This is a genomic window from Flavobacterium aerium, from assembly GCF_030766725.1.
In the GTDB taxonomy this organism is placed as follows: Bacteria; Bacteroidota; Bacteroidia; order Flavobacteriales; family Flavobacteriaceae; genus Flavobacterium; species Flavobacterium aerium.
The window spans coordinates 236,432-256,995 of sequence record NZ_JARQWR010000007.1 but is presented as its reverse complement, the minus strand read 5'-3'; the positions used below and the strand labels follow the sequence as shown (position 1 = coordinate 256,995).

General features: G+C 34.5%; 20 protein-coding genes. 6 read left to right on the top strand and 14 right to left on the bottom strand.

Features of this window, described 5'->3' with window-relative positions:
- Positions 1–38: 38 nt before the first annotated feature.
- The 6 genes from lipA to recF all read right to left on the bottom strand — a co-directional run bounded on the left by lipA (position 39) and on the right by recF (position 5,684).
- The gene (lipA, locus tag P6733_RS11660) at positions 39–911 is read right to left on the bottom strand and encodes a lipoyl synthase (RefSeq protein ID WP_306353074.1); all 873 of its coding nucleotides are present in this window, start codon (positions 909–911) and stop codon (positions 39–41) included.
- Between the two features lie 139 nt (positions 912–1,050).
- On the bottom strand, positions 1,051–1,602 hold the full coding sequence (locus P6733_RS11655) for an RNA polymerase sigma factor (RefSeq protein ID WP_306353073.1): 552 nt from the start codon (positions 1,600–1,602) through the stop codon (positions 1,051–1,053).
- On the bottom strand, positions 1,593–2,699 hold the full coding sequence (locus tag P6733_RS11650; RefSeq protein ID WP_306353072.1) for a glycosyltransferase: 1,107 nt from the start codon (positions 2,697–2,699) through the stop codon (positions 1,593–1,595). Before P6733_RS11650 ends, P6733_RS11655 begins: the two co-directional genes overlap by 10 nt.
- 105 nt (positions 2,700–2,804) lie before the next feature.
- Positions 2,805–3,818 carry a UDP-N-acetylmuramate dehydrogenase gene (gene murB, locus P6733_RS11645; protein WP_306353071.1) on the bottom strand — a complete coding sequence of 338 codons (1,014 nt, stop codon included), beginning with the start codon at positions 3,816–3,818 and terminating at the stop codon, positions 2,805–2,807.
- 71 nt (positions 3,819–3,889) lie between these two features.
- Positions 3,890–4,561, bottom strand: a complete 672-nt coding sequence (locus P6733_RS11640; protein ID WP_306353070.1) for a DUF2461 domain-containing protein — start codon at positions 4,559–4,561, stop codon at positions 3,890–3,892.
- A 43-nt stretch (positions 4,562–4,604) separates the two neighbouring features.
- Positions 4,605–5,684 (bottom strand): DNA replication/repair protein RecF, encoded by a 1,080-nt coding sequence (gene recF / locus P6733_RS11635; protein WP_306353069.1) that lies wholly within the window; start codon positions 5,682–5,684, stop codon positions 4,605–4,607.
- A gap of 145 nt (positions 5,685–5,829) precedes the next feature.
- Here recF and P6733_RS11630 point away from each other — a divergent pair, with 145 nt between their 5' ends.
- The 6 genes from P6733_RS11630 (at position 5,830) to P6733_RS11605 (ending at position 11,912) form a co-directional block, all read left to right on the top strand.
- Positions 5,830–6,600 (top strand): tetratricopeptide repeat protein, encoded by a 771-nt coding sequence (locus P6733_RS11630; protein WP_306353068.1) that lies wholly within the window; start codon positions 5,830–5,832, stop codon positions 6,598–6,600.
- 4 nt (positions 6,601–6,604) lie between these two features.
- Positions 6,605–7,099 (top strand): 6,7-dimethyl-8-ribityllumazine synthase, encoded by a 495-nt coding sequence (gene ribH / locus P6733_RS11625; RefSeq protein ID WP_306353067.1) that lies wholly within the window; start codon positions 6,605–6,607, stop codon positions 7,097–7,099.
- A 169-nt stretch (positions 7,100–7,268) separates the two neighbouring features.
- Complete coding sequence (mutL, locus tag P6733_RS11620; protein ID WP_306353066.1) at positions 7,269–9,125, top strand: DNA mismatch repair endonuclease MutL; 1,857 nt, start codon at positions 7,269–7,271, stop codon at positions 9,123–9,125.
- On the top strand, positions 9,122–9,868 hold the full coding sequence (locus tag P6733_RS11615; RefSeq protein WP_306353065.1) for a rhomboid family intramembrane serine protease: 747 nt from the start codon (positions 9,122–9,124) through the stop codon (positions 9,866–9,868). The genes mutL and P6733_RS11615 overlap by 4 nt, the downstream gene beginning before the upstream one ends.
- Positions 9,869–9,963: 95 nt before the next feature.
- Positions 9,964–10,830 (top strand): rhomboid family protein, encoded by an 867-nt coding sequence (locus P6733_RS11610; RefSeq protein ID WP_306353064.1) that lies wholly within the window; start codon positions 9,964–9,966, stop codon positions 10,828–10,830.
- 50 nt (positions 10,831–10,880) lie between these two features.
- Complete coding sequence (locus tag P6733_RS11605; RefSeq protein WP_306353063.1) at positions 10,881–11,912, top strand: endonuclease/exonuclease/phosphatase family protein; 1,032 nt, start codon at positions 10,881–10,883, stop codon at positions 11,910–11,912.
- Between the two features lie 53 nt (positions 11,913–11,965).
- Here P6733_RS11605 and P6733_RS11600 read toward each other — a convergent pair whose 3' ends face one another.
- The 8 genes from P6733_RS11600 to scpA all read right to left on the bottom strand — a co-directional run bounded on the left by P6733_RS11600 (position 11,966) and on the right by scpA (position 20,563).
- Positions 11,966–12,586 carry a WbqC family protein gene (locus P6733_RS11600; protein ID WP_306353062.1) on the bottom strand — a complete coding sequence of 207 codons (621 nt, stop codon included), beginning with the start codon at positions 12,584–12,586 and terminating at the stop codon, positions 11,966–11,968.
- A 113-nt stretch (positions 12,587–12,699) separates the two neighbouring features.
- Positions 12,700–14,247 (bottom strand): signal peptidase I, encoded by a 1,548-nt coding sequence (lepB, locus tag P6733_RS11595; protein ID WP_306353061.1) that lies wholly within the window; start codon positions 14,245–14,247, stop codon positions 12,700–12,702.
- A gap of 40 nt (positions 14,248–14,287) precedes the next feature.
- A complete protein-coding gene (gene dapB, locus P6733_RS11590) occupies positions 14,288–14,989 on the bottom strand; it encodes a 4-hydroxy-tetrahydrodipicolinate reductase (RefSeq protein WP_306353060.1) in 702 nt (233 codons plus the stop codon).
- Between the two features lie 61 nt (positions 14,990–15,050).
- A complete protein-coding gene (locus P6733_RS11585) occupies positions 15,051–15,611 on the bottom strand; it encodes a DUF5683 domain-containing protein (protein WP_306353059.1) in 561 nt (186 codons plus the stop codon).
- Positions 15,604–16,509, bottom strand: coding sequence for a ParB/RepB/Spo0J family partition protein (locus tag P6733_RS11580; protein ID WP_306353058.1), 906 nt, complete (start codon positions 16,507–16,509; stop codon positions 15,604–15,606). The genes P6733_RS11585 and P6733_RS11580 overlap by 8 nt, the downstream gene beginning before the upstream one ends.
- A gap of 4 nt (positions 16,510–16,513) precedes the next feature.
- A complete protein-coding gene (locus P6733_RS11575) occupies positions 16,514–17,281 on the bottom strand; it encodes a ParA family protein (RefSeq protein ID WP_306353057.1) in 768 nt (255 codons plus the stop codon).
- Between the two features lie 207 nt (positions 17,282–17,488).
- The gene (locus P6733_RS11570; protein WP_306353056.1) at positions 17,489–18,370 is read right to left on the bottom strand and encodes an SDR family oxidoreductase; all 882 of its coding nucleotides are present in this window, start codon (positions 18,368–18,370) and stop codon (positions 17,489–17,491) included.
- Between the two features lie 57 nt (positions 18,371–18,427).
- The gene (gene scpA / locus P6733_RS11565) at positions 18,428–20,563 is read right to left on the bottom strand and encodes a methylmalonyl-CoA mutase (protein WP_306353055.1); all 2,136 of its coding nucleotides are present in this window, start codon (positions 20,561–20,563) and stop codon (positions 18,428–18,430) included.
- Between the last annotated feature and the right edge of the window lies 1 nt (position 20,564).

Here is a 20,564-nt window from a genome sequence, read left to right as displayed (position 1 = left end):
TTCGACAACTTCAAGTTACGATTCTTCGCAGCAGGAAATTATAAAATATGCTTTTGTGCTTTATAAGAAGAACGTACTAACGCACCGCTCTCAACGTGACGGAAGCCTAATTCTAATCCTATTTTTTCGTATTTCTGAAATTGATCTGGCGTGATAAATTCTTTAACGGGTAAATGTTTTTTACTAGGCTGTAAATATTGACCAATAGTCACTACATCTACTTTTGCGTCGCGCAAATCTTTTAATGTTTGAATTACTTCTTCTTCAGTCTCACCAAGCCCTAACATGATACCCGATTTAGTTCTGTTGATACCTTGTTCTTTTAAGTATTTTAATACCGCAAGACTTTTGTCATATTTTGCTTGAATACGTACTTCACGAGTCAATCGACGTACTGTTTCCATGTTGTGAGAAACAACTTCAGGATTAGCCTGAACAATACGATCAATATTACGTTCGATACCTTGGAAATCAGGGATTAAAGTTTCAAGAGTTGTTTCAGGATTCATTCTTCGAATCGCTTTCACTGTTTCAATCCAGATGATAGAACCACCATCTTTTAAATCATCACGATCCACACTAGTGATAACAGCGTGTTTGATGTTCATGATTTTGATAGAACGCGCTACTTTTTCTGGTTCATCCCAATCCACAGTTTCTGGACGGCCTGTTTTTACACCACAAAAACCACAAGAACGCGTACAGATATTTCCTAAAATCATGAATGTAGCCGTTCCTTCACCCCAACATTCCCCCATATTCGGACAACTACCCGATGTACAGATGGTGTTAAGCTTATATTTGTCTACTAATCCGCGAAGTTCAGTATATTTTTTACCTGTAGGTAATTTTACTCGTAGCCATTTTGGTTTAGGAGTGGGTAATATATTGGTTTCTAAAACAGTTTCCATCTCTTGCAAATTTTGAAAGTACAAAGATACTGAATGTAGTTTATTTCAAGGATTGTTTAACGATTTTTTTAAATATCATACCGTTAGGGATAGAAAAATAGAAAATAATCTGTTTTTTGGTTAGAACAGTAATTTTAACTTAACGTTTTTGTTGAATGATACTCGCTAATAACTTTTTTGCGCGAAGCAATTTTATCTTCACATTACTAAGTGGTTCATCCAATTCTTGTGCAATTTCCTGATAACTTAATTCCTGAAAATAACGTAAGTTAATAATTTCCTGATATGGTGGTTTTAGTTCTTTAATATATTGGAGTAATTGCGATAAATTTTGTTCAGTAATCAATTCATCTTCAGCCGTAGGAGTAGTGTCGGCAACAGTATAGGCAATGTTGTTTTCTTCATCTGTTATTTCGACAAAAAGACTACTTTTCTTTTTGCGTAATAAATCGATATGTACATTTTTTGCAATAGCAATTAACCACGTGTTAAATGCAAATTCAGGATTGTATGTAATGATTTTATCAAAAGCTTTAGCAAAAGTTTCAATGGTAATATCTTCAGCATCCGTTTCATTTTCAGTACGTTTTAGCATAAAGCCGTACACCTCATTCCAATAGTGATCTAATAAAGCAGTGAACGCAACTTGATCTCCATTCTTAGCTTTCTCTATTTGTTGCTTTATTTCCAATGGCTCGGTTTTGAAAAGAGATTTGATGTAAACATATTCAATTGTATGAAGATAAGAATTATTTCTAAAATCGGATACCAGTATATAATGTCTTTCTCTTTAAATTTTTTAGCAGAAAATCCAAAAGTGATATACGTTACGATATAACGCAAAATTACTATAGGTAGTACAATCATCCAATTAAATTGAAATGCAAGTAAAACAATCGACAACAATAAGAATAAAGATTGTGAGCTGTTGAAGACAGTAAGTTGTACTTTGTCGAAATTGTTGTACAATGCAATCGTTGAAGTTTCTCTTTTTCTTTGCTCCAACCATTCTTTGAATTTTGTTTTGGGTTTAGAATAGGTAAAGCTTTCTGGAACAAAACAAATGGCAGTGTTTTTACGATTAGCAGCTTGATTGATAAATAAATCATCATCGCCAGTTCGAACTTTCATGTGACTAATAAAGCCATTTACATTAAACCATTCTTCTTTTTTGTATGCTAAATTTCGTCCCGTTCCCATGTAAGGGTTTCCGTTTTTAGCCCAAGAAAAATATTGCATGGCAGTACGCACATTCTCAAAACGAATGATTTTATTTAGAAATGAATTGGCAATTTTTTCATAACCACTATAGCCTAACACTATGGTTTTACTCATCGTGAATTGGGAACTCATCGATGTAATCCAATCCTTAGAGGTAGGGTAGCAATCGGCATTTGTAAATAATAAATACTCTTTTTTAGCAGCTTTAATTCCAAGTGTTAAAGCGTATTTTTTATTACCCCAAAAAGCTTCGTTGTTTATAACGTTTACCAATCGAACATTAGGATATTGCTTTTCAAAATCCTCAAAAATATCCAAAGTAGTATCGCTTGATGCGTCATTAATTAGAATAATTTCAAAATCAGGATAATTTTGTTCTGCTAAGAGTGGAATGTATTTTAGAACATTTTCTTCTTCATTTTTAGCGCATACAATTACAGAAATAGGAATTCTTTTAGCTGTTGATTTTTGCTCTTTCGCGAAAGCAAACTTGCCAAAAATGATTAAGTAGTAAAGGAGTTGTAAGATAACGATGCTTAAGAAAGCATAAAATAGGATTGCCAACATATGATTTAGTAAAGCAAATTAAAAAAATGGTTCATTTCGTAAACAATTTAAGATATTGTAGGAAATTGCAGGGCAAATATACAAATACAATTACCAATAAATCAATTATATCACATTTACTTCAGCCTCTATTGCAATGCCGAAATTTTTTAAAATAGTATCTTGAATATTTCTAGATAAGCTTAGTATCTCCTGACCAGTTGCTGTGCCATAATTTACCAAAACAAGCGCCTGGTCTTTGTGTACTCCAGCATCACCAAAACGTTTTCCTTTGAAACCAGATTGTTCAATAAGCCAACCTGCGGGTACTTTTACTTGCGTTTCCGAAACAGTGTAATGGGGCATATCTGGATGTAATGCTTGTATTTTTTCAAATTCGCTTTTGGAAACAATTGGATTTTTGAAAAAGCTACCACTATTACCGAGTACTTTTGGATCTGGAAGTTTACTTTGTCGGATAGCAATTACAGCATTACTCACATCTTTAATTGTAGGCGTAGTAATGTTGTTCTGCTCCAAAGCAGTATTGATTGCACCGTAGGAAGTATTTAGCTTGTGATCCTTTCGCGTCAGTTTAAAAATAACAGATGTGATAATGTATTGGTCTTTAGCCTCGTGTTTGAAAATAGATTCACGGTAGCCAAAATGACATTCAGCATTTGTGAAATCAGCTAATTGAAGATCTTTGATGGCTAATGCAGTACACGAAACAAAAGTATCTTTGATTTCCGTTCCATATGCGCCAATGTTTTGAATAGGAGTAGTACCTACATTTCCGGGAATTAGAGACATATTCTCTAGTCCACCGAAATCCTGATCAATACACCATAAAACGAATTCATGCCAGTTTTCTCCCGCTTGCGCTTCAACCCAAACGTAATTTTCATCCTCCTGGATGACTCTTTTACCTTTTAGGTTAACGTGGATTACGAGTGCATTGATGTCCTGTGTTAACAACATATTGCTTCCGCCGCCCAAAATGAATTTTGGCTCATCGGAATTTTCTTTTAAAACAGTTTTTAATTCATCAATTGATTGTATTGCTACAAATTTTTTGGCTTTAGCCTCAATACCAAAAGTGTTGAAGTTTTTTAAAGAAAAAGTAGTTTTAATTTCCATTGGATTGTAAAAACGGTTATGGGCGCAAAAGTACTATAATTATAAGGGGATATGAAACAAAGTCACTAAAATTATTCGGTAGTTAAGCCACGATTTAAATAATCAATTAATGGTTTTAGTGCAACTAAGTTCGTAACCATTGTTGAAACAAAATCTTTACTTGTGAGCAATTTGTCGTCAAACTGATGCGTGGCAGTAAAACTTTTTAATTTGAGATACTCAATCGCAGGATGATTTACATCATATCCTTTAGGTGCATTTTTCAGGGCGATGGCATCATTTCGGTCCAATGTGCCGTAGATTTTTTTGAAAGAAGGTTCATTCAGTATCTCTTCCAAATCCTCTGCAAAATAAGCTATTTCCTTGCGAACTTTTTTTAGTTCTTCTGCAGGAGGCATATAAAGTCCACCGCCAACAAAGGAAGCTCCTTTCTCCATGTGAATGTAATATCCAGCAAAAAGACCACTTTTTTTACCGATAGTCATCCAAACACCTAAATGTGTTTTATATGGTGTTTTATCTTTACTGAAACGAATATCACGATTGATTCTGAAAGCACAATCTTTAGGTTCCAATGCTTCTAAAGTAGAGTCATGTGGAACCATGGCTTCCAGAAGATCAGCGATTAATTGGTAATAATCTTTTTTAGCAGTTTCGTAACGAGATTTGTTTTCTTGAAACCACTCGCGATGGTTGTTTTTTTTAAGGTCTTCTAGGAAATCTAGAGTTTTGGTAGATAGCATGTCATTTTGGTTTGATATGCTAAATTTAATAAAATTATTGGAATTAAAGTTCAAATATTTTATAACTCTGGTGGGTCGATTTAACAATTGCCTCGGTTCGTTCTGGGTGCGTATCGGAAATAAATAACTGTCCAAAATTATCGTCATTTACCATTTCAACGATTTTTCCAACTCTGGTTTCATCCAATTTGTCAAAAATATCATCGAATAATAAAATTGGTTTTACGTCACTTTGCTTTTTGATGAATTCAAATTGTGCCAACTTTAAAGCAATTAAAAGGGACTTTTGTTGACCTTGTGAGCCGAATTTTTTAATTGGATAATGGTCAATTTCAAAAGCTAAATCATCTTTGTGAATCCCACTACTGGTGTATTGTAAAGCGCGATCTTTGGCTAGGTTGTCTTTTAATAAGGTAAGAAGGCTTTGGTCATGAAGTTGACTTTCGTAGACTAATGTTACTTCTTCGGCGCTATCCGTTATGGCTTGGTGATGCTTATTGAAAATAGGAATAAAGTTGTCAATAAAACTTTTTCGTTTCTCAAAAATATGATGCCCTAATTGATCCAACTGTTCATTGTAGATGGATAATGTATCAGGCTCAAAGACGTGATTGATGGCAAAATATTTTAATAAAGCATTACGCTGACTAATAATCTTTTGGTATTGGATTAATTCCTGAAGGTATAAGCTGTCAAGTTGTGAGATAACACTATCGATAAATTTGCGACGAGTTTCACTACCTTCGGTAATCAAATCACGATCGGCAGGAGAAATAATAACGAGAGGGATAAAACCAATATGATCGGAGAACTTATCATACGTTTTGCCATTTCGCTTAAGAATTTTTTTTAAACCTTTTTTTAAACTACAAACAATTTGCTCATTACGGCCATTCTTTTCAAATTCACCATCAATTACAAAAAAATCTTCTCCGTGCTTGATATTTTGTACAGCAAGTGGATTGAAATAACTTTTTCCGTAGGAAAGGTGATAAATGGCATCAAGGATGTTCGTTTTACCAATACCATTTTTGCCGACAAAGCAATTAATCTTGCTGTCGAAGTCAAAAGAAGCTTCGGTGAAATTTTTATAATTGAATAAGGATAATTTTTTTAAATACATCTACAAACGCTGGGCTGATAGTGAGAACTTTGTACTTTTTATAGTGGTTTTTCTAAAAGGGTGCAAATTATTGAAAAATATCGACAAAAGACCTTTTAGATTTGAATAAAAATTTTATTTTTGCCGTTCACTTAATTAATAATAAATGGCAACTTATAACAAAAGAGGATATAAAGCTCCAAAACCTAATGAGATTGATGAAACAGGGTTAGCGAATGAGGCTGATCAACACAGTACAACTGCTGAGGTATTCAGTACTTTGGATGCAGGTGTTTCAAGAACTGAGAATTGGGTAGCTAAAAATCAAAAATATATTTTCGGTATAGTTGGTGTTGTGGCTTTGGCTACAGCTGGTTATTTGTTATACGGTAAATTTGTGACTGAGCCTAAAGAAGAGGAAGCAGCAAATGAAATGTTTCAAGCACAACAATACTTCCAACAGGCAGTTAATGGTGTAGCAAGTGATTCTTTGTACAACTTGTCTTTAAAAGGAGGAGAAGGTAAATTTGGATTTATTGATATCGCAGATAAATATTCTGGAACAAATGCTGTAAACTTAGCGCATTACTATGCTGGAATGGCTTACTTAAATATTAACAAGTATAAAGAAGCTATTGCTGAATTGGATAAATTCCATTCTGATGATATGATTCTTAATGCTGTTGCAAAAGGAGCAATTGGAGATGCATTCTCTCAAAATAATCAATTAGATGAAGCTTTGGATTACTATGAAAAAGCAGCAAAATCTAATAAAAATGATTTAACAACACCAAGATATTTATTGAAAGCTGGTCAAGTAGCTTTATCATTAGGTAAAAAAGACAAAGCTTTACAGTACTTTAATGATATTAAAAATAATTATGACACTACTCCAGAAGCGGCATCAATTGACGCTTTGATTGGAATGGCGCAATAACAATATGGCAACAATCAATAAAAACTTATCTGATTACGACAAAAATGCAATCCCAAACGCGAAAAATTTTCGGTTTGGGATTGTTGTTTCAGAGTGGAATGAGAAAATTACAGAAGGGCTTTTTTCTGGAGCAAACGACACTTTATTAGAAAATGGAGTTCCTGCAGAAAATATCGTTCGTTGGGATGTACCTGGAAGTTATGAGTTAATTTACGGTTCTAAAAAAATGCTGCAAACACAAAATGTAGATGCAGTCATTGCTATAGGATGTGTAATACAAGGAGAAACGAAGCATTTCGATTTTGTTTGTGAAGCGGTAGCACAAGGAATTAAAGATTTGAATGTTCAAACGGATATTCCAGTTATTTTCTGTGTACTAACGGATAATACATTACAACAATCTATTGATAGAAGTGGTGGCATTCACGGAAATAAAGGAACTGAAGCAGCTGTAGTAGCTATAAAAATGGCAAACTTAAGACTTCAAGCCTCTTTATAAAATAAACAAGTACAAACGTAAAAGTTTGTGTTTCAGAAAAAACCTATAGGATTTTGAGGAATCCTATAGGTTTTTTGTTTTATGGCTATTTTCAAAAGGATTCATTTTTAAATTTCGACATTAAATGTGTAACTTTGGAAGTTAATCAAATTCACTGTAAAATCCACAAATGTCTAGTATAATTCAATTACTTCCTGATCATGTAGCGAACCAAATTGCAGCGGGTGAAGTCGTTCAGCGACCAGCCTCTGTGGTAAAAGAATTGCTTGAAAATGCTGTTGATGCAAAGGCTACTGAAATTAAATTAATTGTAAAGGATGCGGGGAAAACGCTCGTACAGGTAATTGATAATGGACAAGGAATGTCAGTGACAGATGCTCGTTTGTGTTTTGAACGTCATGCGACCTCAAAAATACGTCATGCAGAAGATTTATTCTCATTGCATACCAAAGGGTTTCGTGGAGAAGCATTAGCCTCTATTGCGGCAATTGCTCATGTGGAAATGAAAACCAAACAAGACCAAGAAGAATTAGGAACACATCTTATTATTGAAGGAAGCAAGTTTGTTTCTCAAGATGTTGCTGTTTTGCCGAAAGGAACTTCATTTGCAATTAAAAATTTATTCTTTAATATTCCTGCCCGTCGTAATTTCCTAAAATCGGATACAGTAGAGCAGCGTCATATTATGGATGAATTTCAACGCGTAGCTTTGGCACATCCTAATATTCACTTTGTGATGTACCACAATGGTAGTGAATCGTTCAACTTACCGGCTTCAAATTACAGACAACGTATTGTCAATATTTTTAGTGGTAAAACGAATGAGAAATTAGTCCCCATTCAGGAAACAACAGAGATTGTTACAATACAAGGTTTTGTAGGTAAACCAGAATTTGCGAAAAAGAATAGAGGAGAGCAATTTTTCTTTGTGAATGACCGATACATTCGCAGTGGTTATTTACACCATGCCATCATGTCTGCCTATGAAGGGATTTTGAAAGATGGTTCCCAACCGAGTTATTTTATTTACTTAGAGGTACCGCCGAATACGATTGATATTAACATTCATCCTACTAAAACAGAGATTAAGTTTGATGATGAGCATGCTTTATATGCTATTCTACGTTCTTCTGTGAAGCATAGTTTAGGGCAGTTTAATGTAGCACCCGTTTTGGATTTTGATCGAGATTCAAATTTAGATACACCATACAATTATCAAAATAAAGAAGCATCTACACCATTAATTCAGGTAGATTCAACCTATAATCCATTTATAGAAGAAAAAGAGAAGCCTGTTAAAAATTTCTCTTCAAATTACAGTTACAAAAAACCAGAAAGTACGTCTAATTGGGAAAGTCTATATGTTGGCTTAAAGCGCGATACAGAAGAAGTTACCGAAATGCAGTTTGAATCAGAGGAAGTGACAGGTTCTTTATTCAATGACAAGGAGATTGAAGAATCGATTAATAAGACGTATCAGATCCATAAAAAATATATTGTTAGTCCTATTAAATCTGGAATGGTGATAATGGATCAACAAAGGGCACATCAACGTATTTTATACGAACAGTTTTTGACAAACATGACTGTTTCACAAGCCAATAGTCAGCAATTGTTATTTCCATTGACATTATATTTTTCAAGGTTTGAAATGGATTTGATTACAGAGTTAAAAACATCATTGATTAATACCGGTTTTGTATTTGAGGAAGAACAAGGAGAAAATCTGGTAATATTAGGGTTACCCGTCAATGTGACAGAAAGTGAAGTGTCTATTTTATTGGAACAATTGTTGAATGATTTACAAGACGGAATTCCGGATAGTAGTTTCTGTCAGAATGATAGTATTGCGAAGTCCATGGCTAAAAGTTTGGCCGTGAAAACAGGAACCTTTTTAACAGAACTAGAACAGGAGAATTTAGTGAATGCTTTATTTGCTTGTAAAGAGCCAAATGTATCTCCTTTTCAAAAACCAACTTTCATCACTATGAGTGTGGAAGATATAGACAAAAAATTTACACTATGAGAAACATACCGGAAGCTGTAAAACAGCTGATCATTTTAAATGTTATCTTTTTTATTGGAACATTAGTAGTAGGTGATGTAGCCTATAAGCTTTTATCAATGTATTATCCTGAAAACGCAAATTTTCAATATTGGCAGGTTATTAGCCATATGTTTATGCACGGGAATTTTATGCATATTTTATTTAATATGTATGCCCTGTTTGCCTTTGGGTCAGCATTAGAACAGTTCTGGGGAAGTAAAAAGTTTTTGTTCTTTTATATTTCTTGCGGACTGGGTGCTGCTTTAATCCATACGGGGGTAAACTATTATTATTTCCACGATGGATTGAATACATTGTTGAGTAATGGTTTTAATAAGACAGAGATTATTAGCATATTAAATGAAGGAAAGTTTGATACACGCTGGGAACAGGTTTTATCAACTTCAGATTTTCAGAATTTTATTAGTTCCTTTATGACTCCAGTTGTAGGAGCCTCTGGAGCTATTTATGGAGTGTTAGTTGCTTTTGCTTTTATGTTTCCAAATGCGGAGTTGATGCTACTATTTGTTCCATTCCCTATTAAAGCGAAGTACTTTGTACCAGGTTTAATAGCATTGGATTTATTCTCTGGAGTGACAGGATTTTCTGTTTTTGGAGGTGGAATCGCCCATTTTGCTCACGTAGGTGGCGCACTTTTCGGATTCCTGATTATGTGGTATTGGAAGAAAAACCAGTTCAATGATAATCGCTGGGATCGATAATATGAAGTAGTCTAGTACAATAAGAAAAAAGGTTAAAAAAGAGTACTCGAATAACAGAAAATCAGAATTTTTACGTTTAATAACATTGTATAAAAATGAATATACTTGATGATTTAAAATTGCAATATAAAATGGGTGGAATCGCGCAGCGACTCATCTTTTGGAATATTGGATTGTATATTGTTTCGTTGATCTTTTTTTATAGCTTCCAATTAGGGATATTTAATTTGCCAAATTGGTTAGCATTATCATCAGATCCTTTAGTGGTATTAGTACGACCTTGGACGCTGTTGACGTATGCTTTTTTTCATGCTGGATTTTTGCATTTGCTGTTTAATATGATGGTGCTTCATTTTGCCAGCAGGTTATTTCTAACCTATTTTACACAAAAGCAATTTTTAGGATTGTACTTACTGTCAGCCATATTTGCAGGAATTATATTTGTTTTAAGCTATGTAGTTCTGGGTAATGTGAATATAATTGTAGGAGCTTCGGGTGCTATCATGGCTATTTTAGTTGGTGTGGCTACGTATGCGCCTTATATGCAATTAAGATTATTGTTGATTGGTAATGTGAAATTATGGCATGTTGCTTTCGTTATTGTCCTTTTGGATTTAATTCAATTGCCAATGGGGAATACAGGAGGGCATATTGCGCATTTAGGCGGTGCATTTTTTGGATTCTTTTATATTAAGATGTTGCAAAATGGAACCGATTTGACAAAAGGAATTACGGCAGTACTAGATTGGGCAGTCACATTATTTAAGCCAAGAAAAAGTACACCTTTTAAAAAGGTACATAAAAATAAAACATCACCAAATTTCACTCCAACGAGTAGAGCAACGGTAACAAAAGATAAATCACAACAACAGATTGATGAGATTTTAGATAAAATCAGTCAATCAGGATATGATAGCCTGAGTAAAGAAGAAAAAGAATTTTTATTCAAAGCAGGAAAATAATAGTATATAGGTTGTGTAAGAAGACAGTCTATTTGTAATATAAGTTAATAATGAAAAACCTCTCATGGTTCAATAAAGTAATGTTTTCTCTTAATATAGTTCTTACTGTATTGACTTTTATTGCTTATATATTGCCTTTTTTAGCCCCGAAATTATTCCCGATTTTATCTGTATTTACGCTACTCATGCCGTTAATGCTGATTTTTAATTTGTTGTTTTTTATCTATTGGCTAATTCAGATTAAGAAACAAATGTTACTTTCAGGAATAGTACTTCTATTGGGAATAACATTCATTAATAAGTTCTATAAATTCCCTTCGGAAGAACTTCCGGTAGAGACTAAAGATTTTACTTTGATGAGTTATAATGTGCGTTTATTCAATTTGTATGAATGGATGCCAAACCATGATGTTCCAGAGCAGATTACCTCTTTTGTAAAAGAAGAAAATCCAGATATATTATGTATTCAGGAATTCACGCCACTGGATAAAGCCAACTTCAAGCAATACAAGCATAAATTTGTTTTTCTAAGAGGCGGTAAGAATAAGTACGGACAAGCTATTTTCTCTAAATTTCCGATAGTTCATAACGGTGATATTGAATTTCCTAATTCTGGAAATAATGTGATTTTTGCTGATATTAAAAAAGGAAAAGATACCATTAGAGTGTACAGTATGCACATGCAATCAATCAAGATTAGCCCAGATATTCATGAAGAGATTAATCAGGAGAAATCAGAGATGATTTTCAAGCGTATTAGTGAGGCTTTCAAGGAGCAACAGATGCAAGCCGAAATGATTAAGAATCATAAAAAAGATTGCCATTATCCTCAAATGATATGCGGAGATATGAATAATAGCGCATTTTCTTTTGTGTACCGTAATATTAAAGGAAACCTGAAAGATAGCTTTGAAGAAGCAGGTAGTGGAGTAGGGAAGTCTTATAATTACCGATATTATCCAGCCCGAATAGATTATATATTTGCCGATAAAACTATGAAAGTAAAGAGCTTTAAAAACTTTACATCCTTTGTAAATTCGGATCACTTTCCAATTATGGCTCGAATAGCCTTTGAAGATTAATCTTCTATTATTGCTTTACAATACTACAATTCCTAAGAAAAGTATTCGTTAAATTATTGGATGATTAACGGCTGATTTTTCAAATAGTCCAATGCATATCGACCTTCGTTAAAAAGTAGGTCTAAGATACTCAGATTGTTTATATAGCCATGTTTTTCTTCGAAAACCTGAGTATAAGGTTCAAATTGTGAGGCATCTTTTTTCCCATTAGCTAAATAACGAAAATCAGTTAAATCCTCTGCCTGGTGAAAATACTCGGTAGTTTGTTTGTAATCGAATTTCATTCCAAGACAATTCTTTAAAATCTCAATAATCTGTAAATTCAAGTCCAGTAGAAAAGTATGTTTTTTTTCGAAAACGGGCATTAAATCATCTTCAAAATATTCAAAAAATGGTGAGCTTCTATAAGCAGCTTCCAATGATTTGAAATGGATTTTTTGCCAATTAAAAGCATCTTCTATTTGGATTTCTTTGTATTTCTGATGTGCTGCACTGGAATGTTTAATAGGGATGTTCAATAACTGCGTCCCATTTGGGCTGTAGATGTACATTCTGTTTCTATTTGTTTGTTTCTGAAAGTGGTCTTCCATTTCAAAAGTAATCGTGTCAGATTGGGCGATAACAGCAAAATGACTAATAGAAGGGAAATAAGTAGGATGTAATATACTATTCATGCGTTATTGAATTTAATAATTAAAAGCTAAGCTCAAAATAATAATGAGCTTAGCTTTTTTAGGCCTGTTTTATGACAAGGCTATTTTGTATTTAGAAATCAACGTCAATTGATTTAAGCTTTATTTTTTTTTCTCTTTTTTACGAAGTAATCAACAACTACCCATCCCGCAACAAAGATTAAGAACAGCTTGAAGTACGATTGAGGTTCTCCATCACCACTTACGGTAGTAAACATTCTATCCCATCTGATTTTGTTGAATCCTTTTTCATACTGATCTAAACTTAACCAGATGAATACGGGCTTACCTACAATATGATTTGCAGGAACATAACCCCAGTAACGACTATCTTCTGAGTTGTGACGGTTATCTCCCATCATCCAGTAATAATCCTGTTTGAATGTGTAAGTTGTAGCAACCTGTCCGTTAATGCGGATTTCATTACCATTTACTTTTAAATCGTTTCCTTCATATTCTTGAATAATCATTTTATAGAAAGGTAAAGTAGCGGTATTTAAAGCTACAGTTTTTCCTGCTTCTGGAATATAGATAGGGCCAAAGTTATCGCCGTTCCATTTGTTAGTATAAGGGAATATACCTGCTTCAGGATCACGAGAAACATTTTTTTCTACACTTAGTATATTAGGGAAGTTTTTCAGACGATTTGCTGCATCTTCCGTCATAGACTGGAATAAGAATGTAGTATTATCTTGAGAAATATTAATTACGTTATCTGTAATTTTTAATTCTTTTTGAAGGTAAGCTCCATTCAATGGAGTACCATCTGTTTTTACAATATAAGACGTTTGAGGTTTTGCTCTATTGGACAGGATTAATTTAGTTCCGTTAATGTAAACATCACCATCTTTAATTGACAATGAATCACCAGGAGTACCTACACAACGTTTTACATAGTTTGATTTTTTGTCAATAGGCTTTCTGATTCCAACACTTTTAGTATCTCTAAAGTAACGGACTGTATCTACTGGCCAGTTGAAAACAACAATGTCATTTTTCTTTACTTTTTGAATACCTGGGAATCTGAAATAAGGATATTGGGGCTTGTTTAAATATGATTTTGTATTGATTACAGGAATTGTATCATGTACCATTGGGAATGCCACAGCTGTAGAAGGAATTCTAGCGCCATAATGGAATTTGCTTACAAATAGATAATCACCTACAAGTAATGTTTTTTCCAATGAAGAGGTAGGAATCGTAAACGGTTGCATAATGTACGTATGTACAATAGTAGCTACAACAACTGCAAAAAATAAAGAGCTAACTAAGTCAGAAGCTGGATTTTTTGGTTTTAAACTACGATCCTTAATGTGTGTTACATCCTGAGTATAGTTCACGTAGTAGATGTAAAAACCTAAAGTTACAACGCCTAGAATTGTATCCATTCGGGTGTTTTTACCAAAACTTCTCAATGTCTCTACCCATATAACGGGTAGCATGATCAGATTTACAATAGGAATAAACAATAAAATAACCCACCAAGTTGGACGGTTAATAATACGCATTAAAACAATTGCATTATGAATAGGAATGATTGCTTCCCATGCCTTTCGACCTGCTTTTACATACAATTTCCAAGTTCCTAAAAAGTGGATCACTTGAACGATCAAAAAGAATACAAACCATTGTGCTGTTGTCATATTTTCTTTATTTTATTAGTACTGCCAAGGCAGGTTAGTTTTATTTTAAGTTGAGTACATCTTTCATGGTGAAAACTCCTTTTTTACCAATGATCCATTCGGCTGCAACAACGGCACCTAAGGCAAATCCTTCACGACTGTGTGCTACGTGGTTAATTTCAATAGTATCAACAGCAGAATCATAATATACATTATGTGTTCCGGGAACATTATCTATACGTTGTGCATCAATGTGAATTTGATTTTCTTGCGCTGTATCCAAAGTCCAATCAGTGTATTCGCTGTTATTGATAATACCTTTGGCTAAAGAAATAGCAGTACCACTTGGTGCATCTAACTTTTGTGTGTGATGTACTTCAAGCATGCGCACTTTATACTGATCCAGTTGAGCCATCATTTTGGCTAAATATTCATTCAATTGAAAAAAGATATTTACACCCAAACTAAAATTTGAACCATAAATAAAAGCACCATTCTTTTCGACTGCCAATTTAACCATTTCATCATAGCGATCTAACCATCCTGTTGTTCCAGAAATGATAGGAACACCAGCATTAATAGCAGCTGTAATGTTGTTTATCGCGGCATCAGGTACACTGAAATCAATTGCTACATCAGCTTTTTCTAGACCATCATAGGAATCGTCACTGTCTTTACGCAGAACAATTTCATGTCCACGTTCCAAAGCAATTCGTTCAATCACTTTTCCCATTTTCCCATATCCTAGAAGTGCAATCTTCATACTATTATTTTTTAAGTGAGTAGTGTAGAAGCGGATGACTTTTACCTACTTATATATTTTATTAAAAATTATAACTTAATGTAAGCCCTATGTTGTGTTTGTAATCGATAGGGTTTTGATAAATTTCAGGTCGAAGCGTTAATCGTTCATCTACATTGAACTGGCGTAAGTGTGCACTTACATTGGCGTCTACAATGTTTAGAATGTATAAACCGGCTGTTACTAAGATAGATAAGTTACGATTTCGCTGATAGAATTTTTGTGCATCAATTAATCGGGCATCATCCAAGGCAGCAAATTCATCATCTCTAAAACCAGCAAGACGACGCTTGTAAGCATCGCGGTAACGATTGTACTCCTGATTATTAGTAGAATAAAAGTAAATTCCTGCACCAATTCCAATGTATACAATAGGAACTTTCCAATATTGTTTATTATAAATCTGACCTAAACCAGGTAAGACAGCCGAGTAAAACGAGGCCTTAGCAGGTGTAAGTGGATCTATAACAACACTTGGAATGGTATCATTAGCAATTAAAACATCTCCCAATTCTTCTTGAGCGAAAAGCGATCCGTTTCCTAAAAAGAAACAGATGATAAGAATGGAGACAGCTTTATTCACTATGCTTAATTAATTTTAAAATACGATTGAAATCTTCAACGGAATGAAAAGGGATTGTAATTTTTCCTTTTCCATTGTTGGCTACTTTTACATCAACTTTTGAACCAAAATAATTGACAAAAGATTTAGTTTCTTCTTCAGAAACAGCAAAACCACTTGTTTTTGCTTTGTTTGCAGCTTTTGGCTTTAAACTCTCCTGATAATTTTTAACTAAACTTTCTGTTTCTCTTACGGAAAGATTCTGGCTTACAATTTTTTGATAGATGTCAGTCTGAACATCTTGGTCTTCAATATTGATAATTGCACGGCCATGTCCCATTGTAATAAAACCGTCACGAATCCCTGTTTGGATGATTGGATCAAGTTTTAGCAGACGTAAATAGTTCGCAATAGTAGAGCGTTTTTTACCAACACGGTCACTCATTTGCTCTTGTGTCAATTGAATTTCATCAATTAAACGTTGGTACGATAATGCAATTTCAATAGGATCTAAATCTTGTCTTTGGATATTTTCTACCAAAGCCATTTCAAGAGATTCTTGATCGTTTGCAATACGAATATATGCAGGAACAGTTGTTAATCCAACTAATTTAGAAGCTCTAAATCTTCGTTCCCCAGAGATTAACTGGTATTTATTAAAATCTAATTTTCGAACCGTAATCGGTTGAATAACACCTAATTCTTTAATCGAAGTAGCTAATTCCTGAAGCGATTCTTCATTGAAATTAGTTCTCGGTTGATACGGGTTTATTTCAATAGCATCAATTTCAAGCTCAACAATATTCCCAACGACTTTATCCGCATTTTTATCATTAACCGACTGAATATCATTTTCAGGGTCTTTTAATAATGCAGACAATCCTCTTCCTAATGCTTGTTTTTTAATTGCTTTGGCCATAAATCTATTTGCTGTTTTTCTTTATTATTTCTTCTGCAAGGTGCAAATAATTAGTAGCACCTTTACTTGTTGCATCATAGTTGATAATGCTTTCGCCAAAACTAGGTGCTTCACTTAATTTTACGTTACGTTGGATTACAGTATCAAATACCATATCATTGAAGTGTTTTTGAACTTCTTCAACAACTTGATTGGACAAACGAAGTCTTGAATCGTACATCGTTAATAGTAAACCTTCAATATCTAACGCTGGATTGTGTATTTTTTGTACGCTCTTAATTGTATTTAACAATTTACCTAAACCTTCCAAAGCAAAATATTCACATTGGATTGGAATGACTACAGAGTCTGCAGCGGTTAATGCATTTAAAGTTAAAAGACCCAATGAAGGAGCACAGTCAATCAGAATATAATCGTATTGATCTCTAATGTTTTCTAATGCTTGTTTTAGCATGTATTCACGATTTTCCTTGTCGACCAATTCGATTTCGATGGCCACCAAGTCAATATGGGCAGGGATTACATCAACATTAGGTGCCGAGCATTTCATCACAGCCTCCTCTGGAGTGTGGCTGTGTTCTAATACTTGATAAGTACCTATTTCGATATTTTCGATATCAATACCTAAGCCAGAACTGGCGTTGGCTTGTGGGTCTGCGTCAATAAGTAATACTTTTTTTTCTAGCACACCTAAGGATGCAGCTAGGTTAACAGAAGTTGTTGTTTTACCAACCCCACCTTTTTGATTGGCAATAGCGATGATTTTACCCATTTAATTTTAAAAATTTTGAACTGTAAAAATACAATTATTTATGGGTTTAGAAAATCTAATTTGTTAACAATTGTTAAATGAAAAAGAGCACCGAAGTACTCTTTTTATATTTTATGTATAATATGATATTCTAATTATGTATGTGGTACATTTTTAGTGGTTTATCTTTTAGTGTGCTAGCGGGTAAGTACCCAGGCAGATATGATATTATTTATTTTTTTTAGCTTTAATCATAGCTTCTAGTTGATCCCAAAGTTCTTCTGGAATTGCTTCTAGTAAATTAAATTGACCAGCTCCTTTTAACCATTCACCACCATCAATTGTGATAACTTCACCATTTACATAGGCTGAAAAATCAGATACTAAATAGGCCGCTAAATTGGCTAATTCCTGATGATCTCCAACTCTTTTTAAAGGTACTTTTTGTGCTAAATCAAATTTTTCTTTTAAGTCACCTGGTAGTAATCGATCCCATGCTCCTTTTGTAGGGAATGGTCCTGGTGCAATAGCGTTAGAACGAATTCCGTATTTTGCCCATTCTACCGCTAAACTGCGTGTCATGGCTAATACGCCAGCTTTTGCAGTGGCAGATGGAACTACGTAAGCAGATCCTGTCCATGCATAAGTGGTAACGATATTTAATATAGTAGATTGTTTTTGTTTTGTATCAATCCAGTGCTTACCAAAGGCAAGAGTACAGTTTTTTGATCCTTTCAAAACGATATCAATTACAGTATCAAAAGCATTGGCAGATAAACGTTCTGTTGGAGAAATGAAGTTTCCAGCAGCATTATTCAATAGTACGTCTACTTTTCCAAAAGTAGCCAAAACACTTTGTAACATGCTTTCTACTTCTTCATAATGACGAACATCGCATTGTACAGGTAATACTTTTCCACCTGTTTCTGCTTCCAGTTCTTGTGCTGTAGTTTTTAACTTGTCCAAATCACGGGAAGTTATGGCTACATGAGCACCCAGTTGAAGAAAATATTTTGTCATGGACTTTCCAAGTCCGCTTCCTCCGCCAGTAACAACAATTACTTTGCCTTGTAAAGCGTCATCTCGAAGCATTTTATCTGTATAGCTCATAAAATAGGTATTTGATTTACGTAAAGATAATAAAAATAATATGCATGCATATTATTTTTATTCAAAACTATCGATTAATATGTCTAATATTTTAATGGCAGCTTCACTGATTTTAGTTCCAGGTCCAAAGACAGCAACAGCACCAGAATCAAATAAATATTGATAATCCTGTGCAGGAATAACACCGCCTACAATTACCATAATATCCTCACGTCCATATTTTTTTAGTTCTTCAATGACTTGAGGAACCAATGTTTTGTGTCCAGCAGCTAGGGAAGAGACACCTAAGATGTGTACGTCATTTTCTACGGCTTGTTTTGCAGCTTCGGCAGGTGTTTGAAATAACGGGCCTATGTCCACATCAAAACCAACATCAGCATAACCTGTTGCTACTACTTTTGCGCCGCGGTCATGACCATCTTGTCCCATTTTGGCAATCATGATTCTAGGACGACGACCTTCTAGTAAGGCGAATTGATCTGCAAGCTGTTTTGCTTTTTCAAAATTTTCGTCGTTTTTTATTTCTTTACTATACACGCCGCTAAAGGATTTAATTTGTGCTTTATAACGGCCGAAAACAGTTTCTAAAGCATCACTAATTTCACCTAATGTAGCTCTGTAACGAGCCGCATCAATAGCTAAAGCTAGTAAATTTCCTTCTCCTGAGCGCGCAGATTCTGTTAATTTTTCTAAAGCTTCGTTTACTTTTGCTTGATCACGCGTGGCTTTAATAGAATCTAATTGTGCGAGTTGTTGTTTACGTACCGTTTGGTTGTCTACTTCCAAAATATGTAAAGGATCCTCTTTTTCTAGTCGGTATTGATTAACACCTACTATAATATCTTGTCCACTGTCAATACGAGCTTGTTTGCGCGCAGCAGCTTCTTCAATTCTTAGTTTTGGTATTCCTGCTTCGATAGCCTTAGTCATACCGCCTAGTTCTTCTACTTCTTCAATAAGCTCCCATGCTTTTTGAGCAATTTCATTGGTTAGGCTTTCTACATAATAACTTCCTGCCCATGGGTCTACTGTTTTAGTAATTTTTGTTTCTTCTTGTAAGAAGATTTGAGTATTACGGGCAATTCGAGCAGAGAAATCGGTGGGTAAGGCAATGGCTTCATCTAAAGCATTGGTGTGTAATGACTGTGTGCCACCAAAAGCTGCTGCTGAAGCTTCAATACAAGTACGGGCTACATTGTTAAAAGGATCTTGTTCGGTTAAACTCCATCCACTCGTTTGACAATGTGTACGCAAAGCCAATGATTTTTCATCTTTAGGATTAAATTGTTTTAATAATTTAGCCCAAAGCATACGACCCGCTCTCATTTTGGCAATTTCCATGAAATGATTCATTCCAATGGCCCAAAAGAAGGATAGTCGAGGTGCAAATTCGTCAATTTCCATACCGGCAGCAAGACCAGTCCGGATGTATTCTAGTCCATCTGCAAGCGTGTAAGCTAATTCGATATCGGCTGTGGCACCTGCTTCCTGCATGTGGTAACCTGAAATACTGATTGAGTTGAATTTTGGCATTTTTCGGCTTGTAAATTCAAAAATATCAGCGATAATTTTCATGGATGGAGTAGGTGGGTAAATATATGTATTACGGACCATGAACTCCTTTAAAATATCATTTTGGATGGTTCCAGAAAGTAACTTAGGTTCGACACCTTGTTCTTCTGCTGCCACTATATAAAAAGCCATAATTGGTAAAACAGCACCGTTCATGGTCATTGAAACTGACATTTCATCCAGAGGAATTTGGTCAAACAATACTTTCATATCCTCAACACTGTCAATAGCAACTCCTGCTTTTCCTACGTCACCTACCACGCGCTCATGATCACTGTCATAACCACGATGTGTGGGTAAATCAAAAGCAATAGAAAGTCCTTTTTGACCTGCGGCAAGATTCCTTCTGTAAAAAGCATTACTTTCTTCTGCTGTAGAAAAACCAGCATATTGACGTACAGTCCAAGGACGACGTACATACATGGTGCTGTAAGGACCACGTAAATTTGGAGCAAATCCTGCTCCGAAATTCAAATGTTCTAAATCAGCAATTTCCTCTTTAGTGTAATTTGATTTAAGTTCGATTCTTTCTGCGGTCAGGAACTTGGTTTGCTCTTTGGTAGATTCAGTAGCTTGTACTGCATCTGTAAGACTGAGATGTTGAAGATTTTTTCTAGCCATT

What these genes read in the sequence shown, in the direction of transcription:
- P6733_RS11640 (WP_306353070.1), bottom strand. Translation starts at nt 4,561, where the DNA reads ATGCTATCTACCAAAACTCTAGATTTCCTAGAAGACCTTAAAAAAAAC.
- mutL (WP_306353066.1), top strand. Translation starts at nt 7,269, where the DNA reads ATGTCTAGTATAATTCAATTACTTCCTGATCATGTAGCGAACCAAATT.
- dapB (WP_306353060.1), bottom strand. Translation starts at nt 14,989, where the DNA reads ATGAAGATTGCACTTCTAGGATATGGGAAAATGGGAAAAGTGATTGAA.
- P6733_RS11610 (WP_306353064.1), top strand. Translation starts at nt 9,964, where the DNA reads ATGAATATACTTGATGATTTAAAATTGCAATATAAAATGGGTGGAATC.
- P6733_RS11570 (WP_306353056.1), bottom strand. Translation starts at nt 18,370, where the DNA reads ATGAGCTATACAGATAAAATGCTTCGAGATGACGCTTTACAAGGCAAA.
- murB (WP_306353071.1), bottom strand. Translation starts at nt 3,818, where the DNA reads ATGGAAATTAAAACTACTTTTTCTTTAAAAAACTTCAACACTTTTGGT.
- scpA (WP_306353055.1), bottom strand. Translation starts at nt 20,563, where the DNA reads ATGGCTAGAAAAAATCTTCAACATCTCAGTCTTACAGATGCAGTACAA.
- P6733_RS11615 (WP_306353065.1), top strand. Translation starts at nt 9,122, where the DNA reads ATGAGAAACATACCGGAAGCTGTAAAACAGCTGATCATTTTAAATGTT.
- P6733_RS11630 (WP_306353068.1), top strand. Translation starts at nt 5,830, where the DNA reads ATGGCAACTTATAACAAAAGAGGATATAAAGCTCCAAAACCTAATGAG.
- lepB (WP_306353061.1), bottom strand. Translation starts at nt 14,247, where the DNA reads ATGACAACAGCACAATGGTTTGTATTCTTTTTGATCGTTCAAGTGATC.
- P6733_RS11580 (WP_306353058.1), bottom strand. Translation starts at nt 16,509, where the DNA reads ATGGCCAAAGCAATTAAAAAACAAGCATTAGGAAGAGGATTGTCTGCA.
- P6733_RS11575 (WP_306353057.1), bottom strand. Translation starts at nt 17,281, where the DNA reads ATGGGTAAAATCATCGCTATTGCCAATCAAAAAGGTGGGGTTGGTAAA.
- lipA (WP_306353074.1), bottom strand. Translation starts at nt 911, where the DNA reads ATGGAAACTGTTTTAGAAACCAATATATTACCCACTCCTAAACCAAAA.
- P6733_RS11650 (WP_306353072.1), bottom strand. Translation starts at nt 2,699, where the DNA reads ATGTTGGCAATCCTATTTTATGCTTTCTTAAGCATCGTTATCTTACAA.
- P6733_RS11600 (WP_306353062.1), bottom strand. Translation starts at nt 12,586, where the DNA reads ATGAATAGTATATTACATCCTACTTATTTCCCTTCTATTAGTCATTTT.
- ribH (WP_306353067.1), top strand. Translation starts at nt 6,605, where the DNA reads ATGGCAACAATCAATAAAAACTTATCTGATTACGACAAAAATGCAATC.
- P6733_RS11605 (WP_306353063.1), top strand. Translation starts at nt 10,881, where the DNA reads ATGAAAAACCTCTCATGGTTCAATAAAGTAATGTTTTCTCTTAATATA.
- recF (WP_306353069.1), bottom strand. Translation starts at nt 5,684, where the DNA reads ATGTATTTAAAAAAATTATCCTTATTCAATTATAAAAATTTCACCGAA.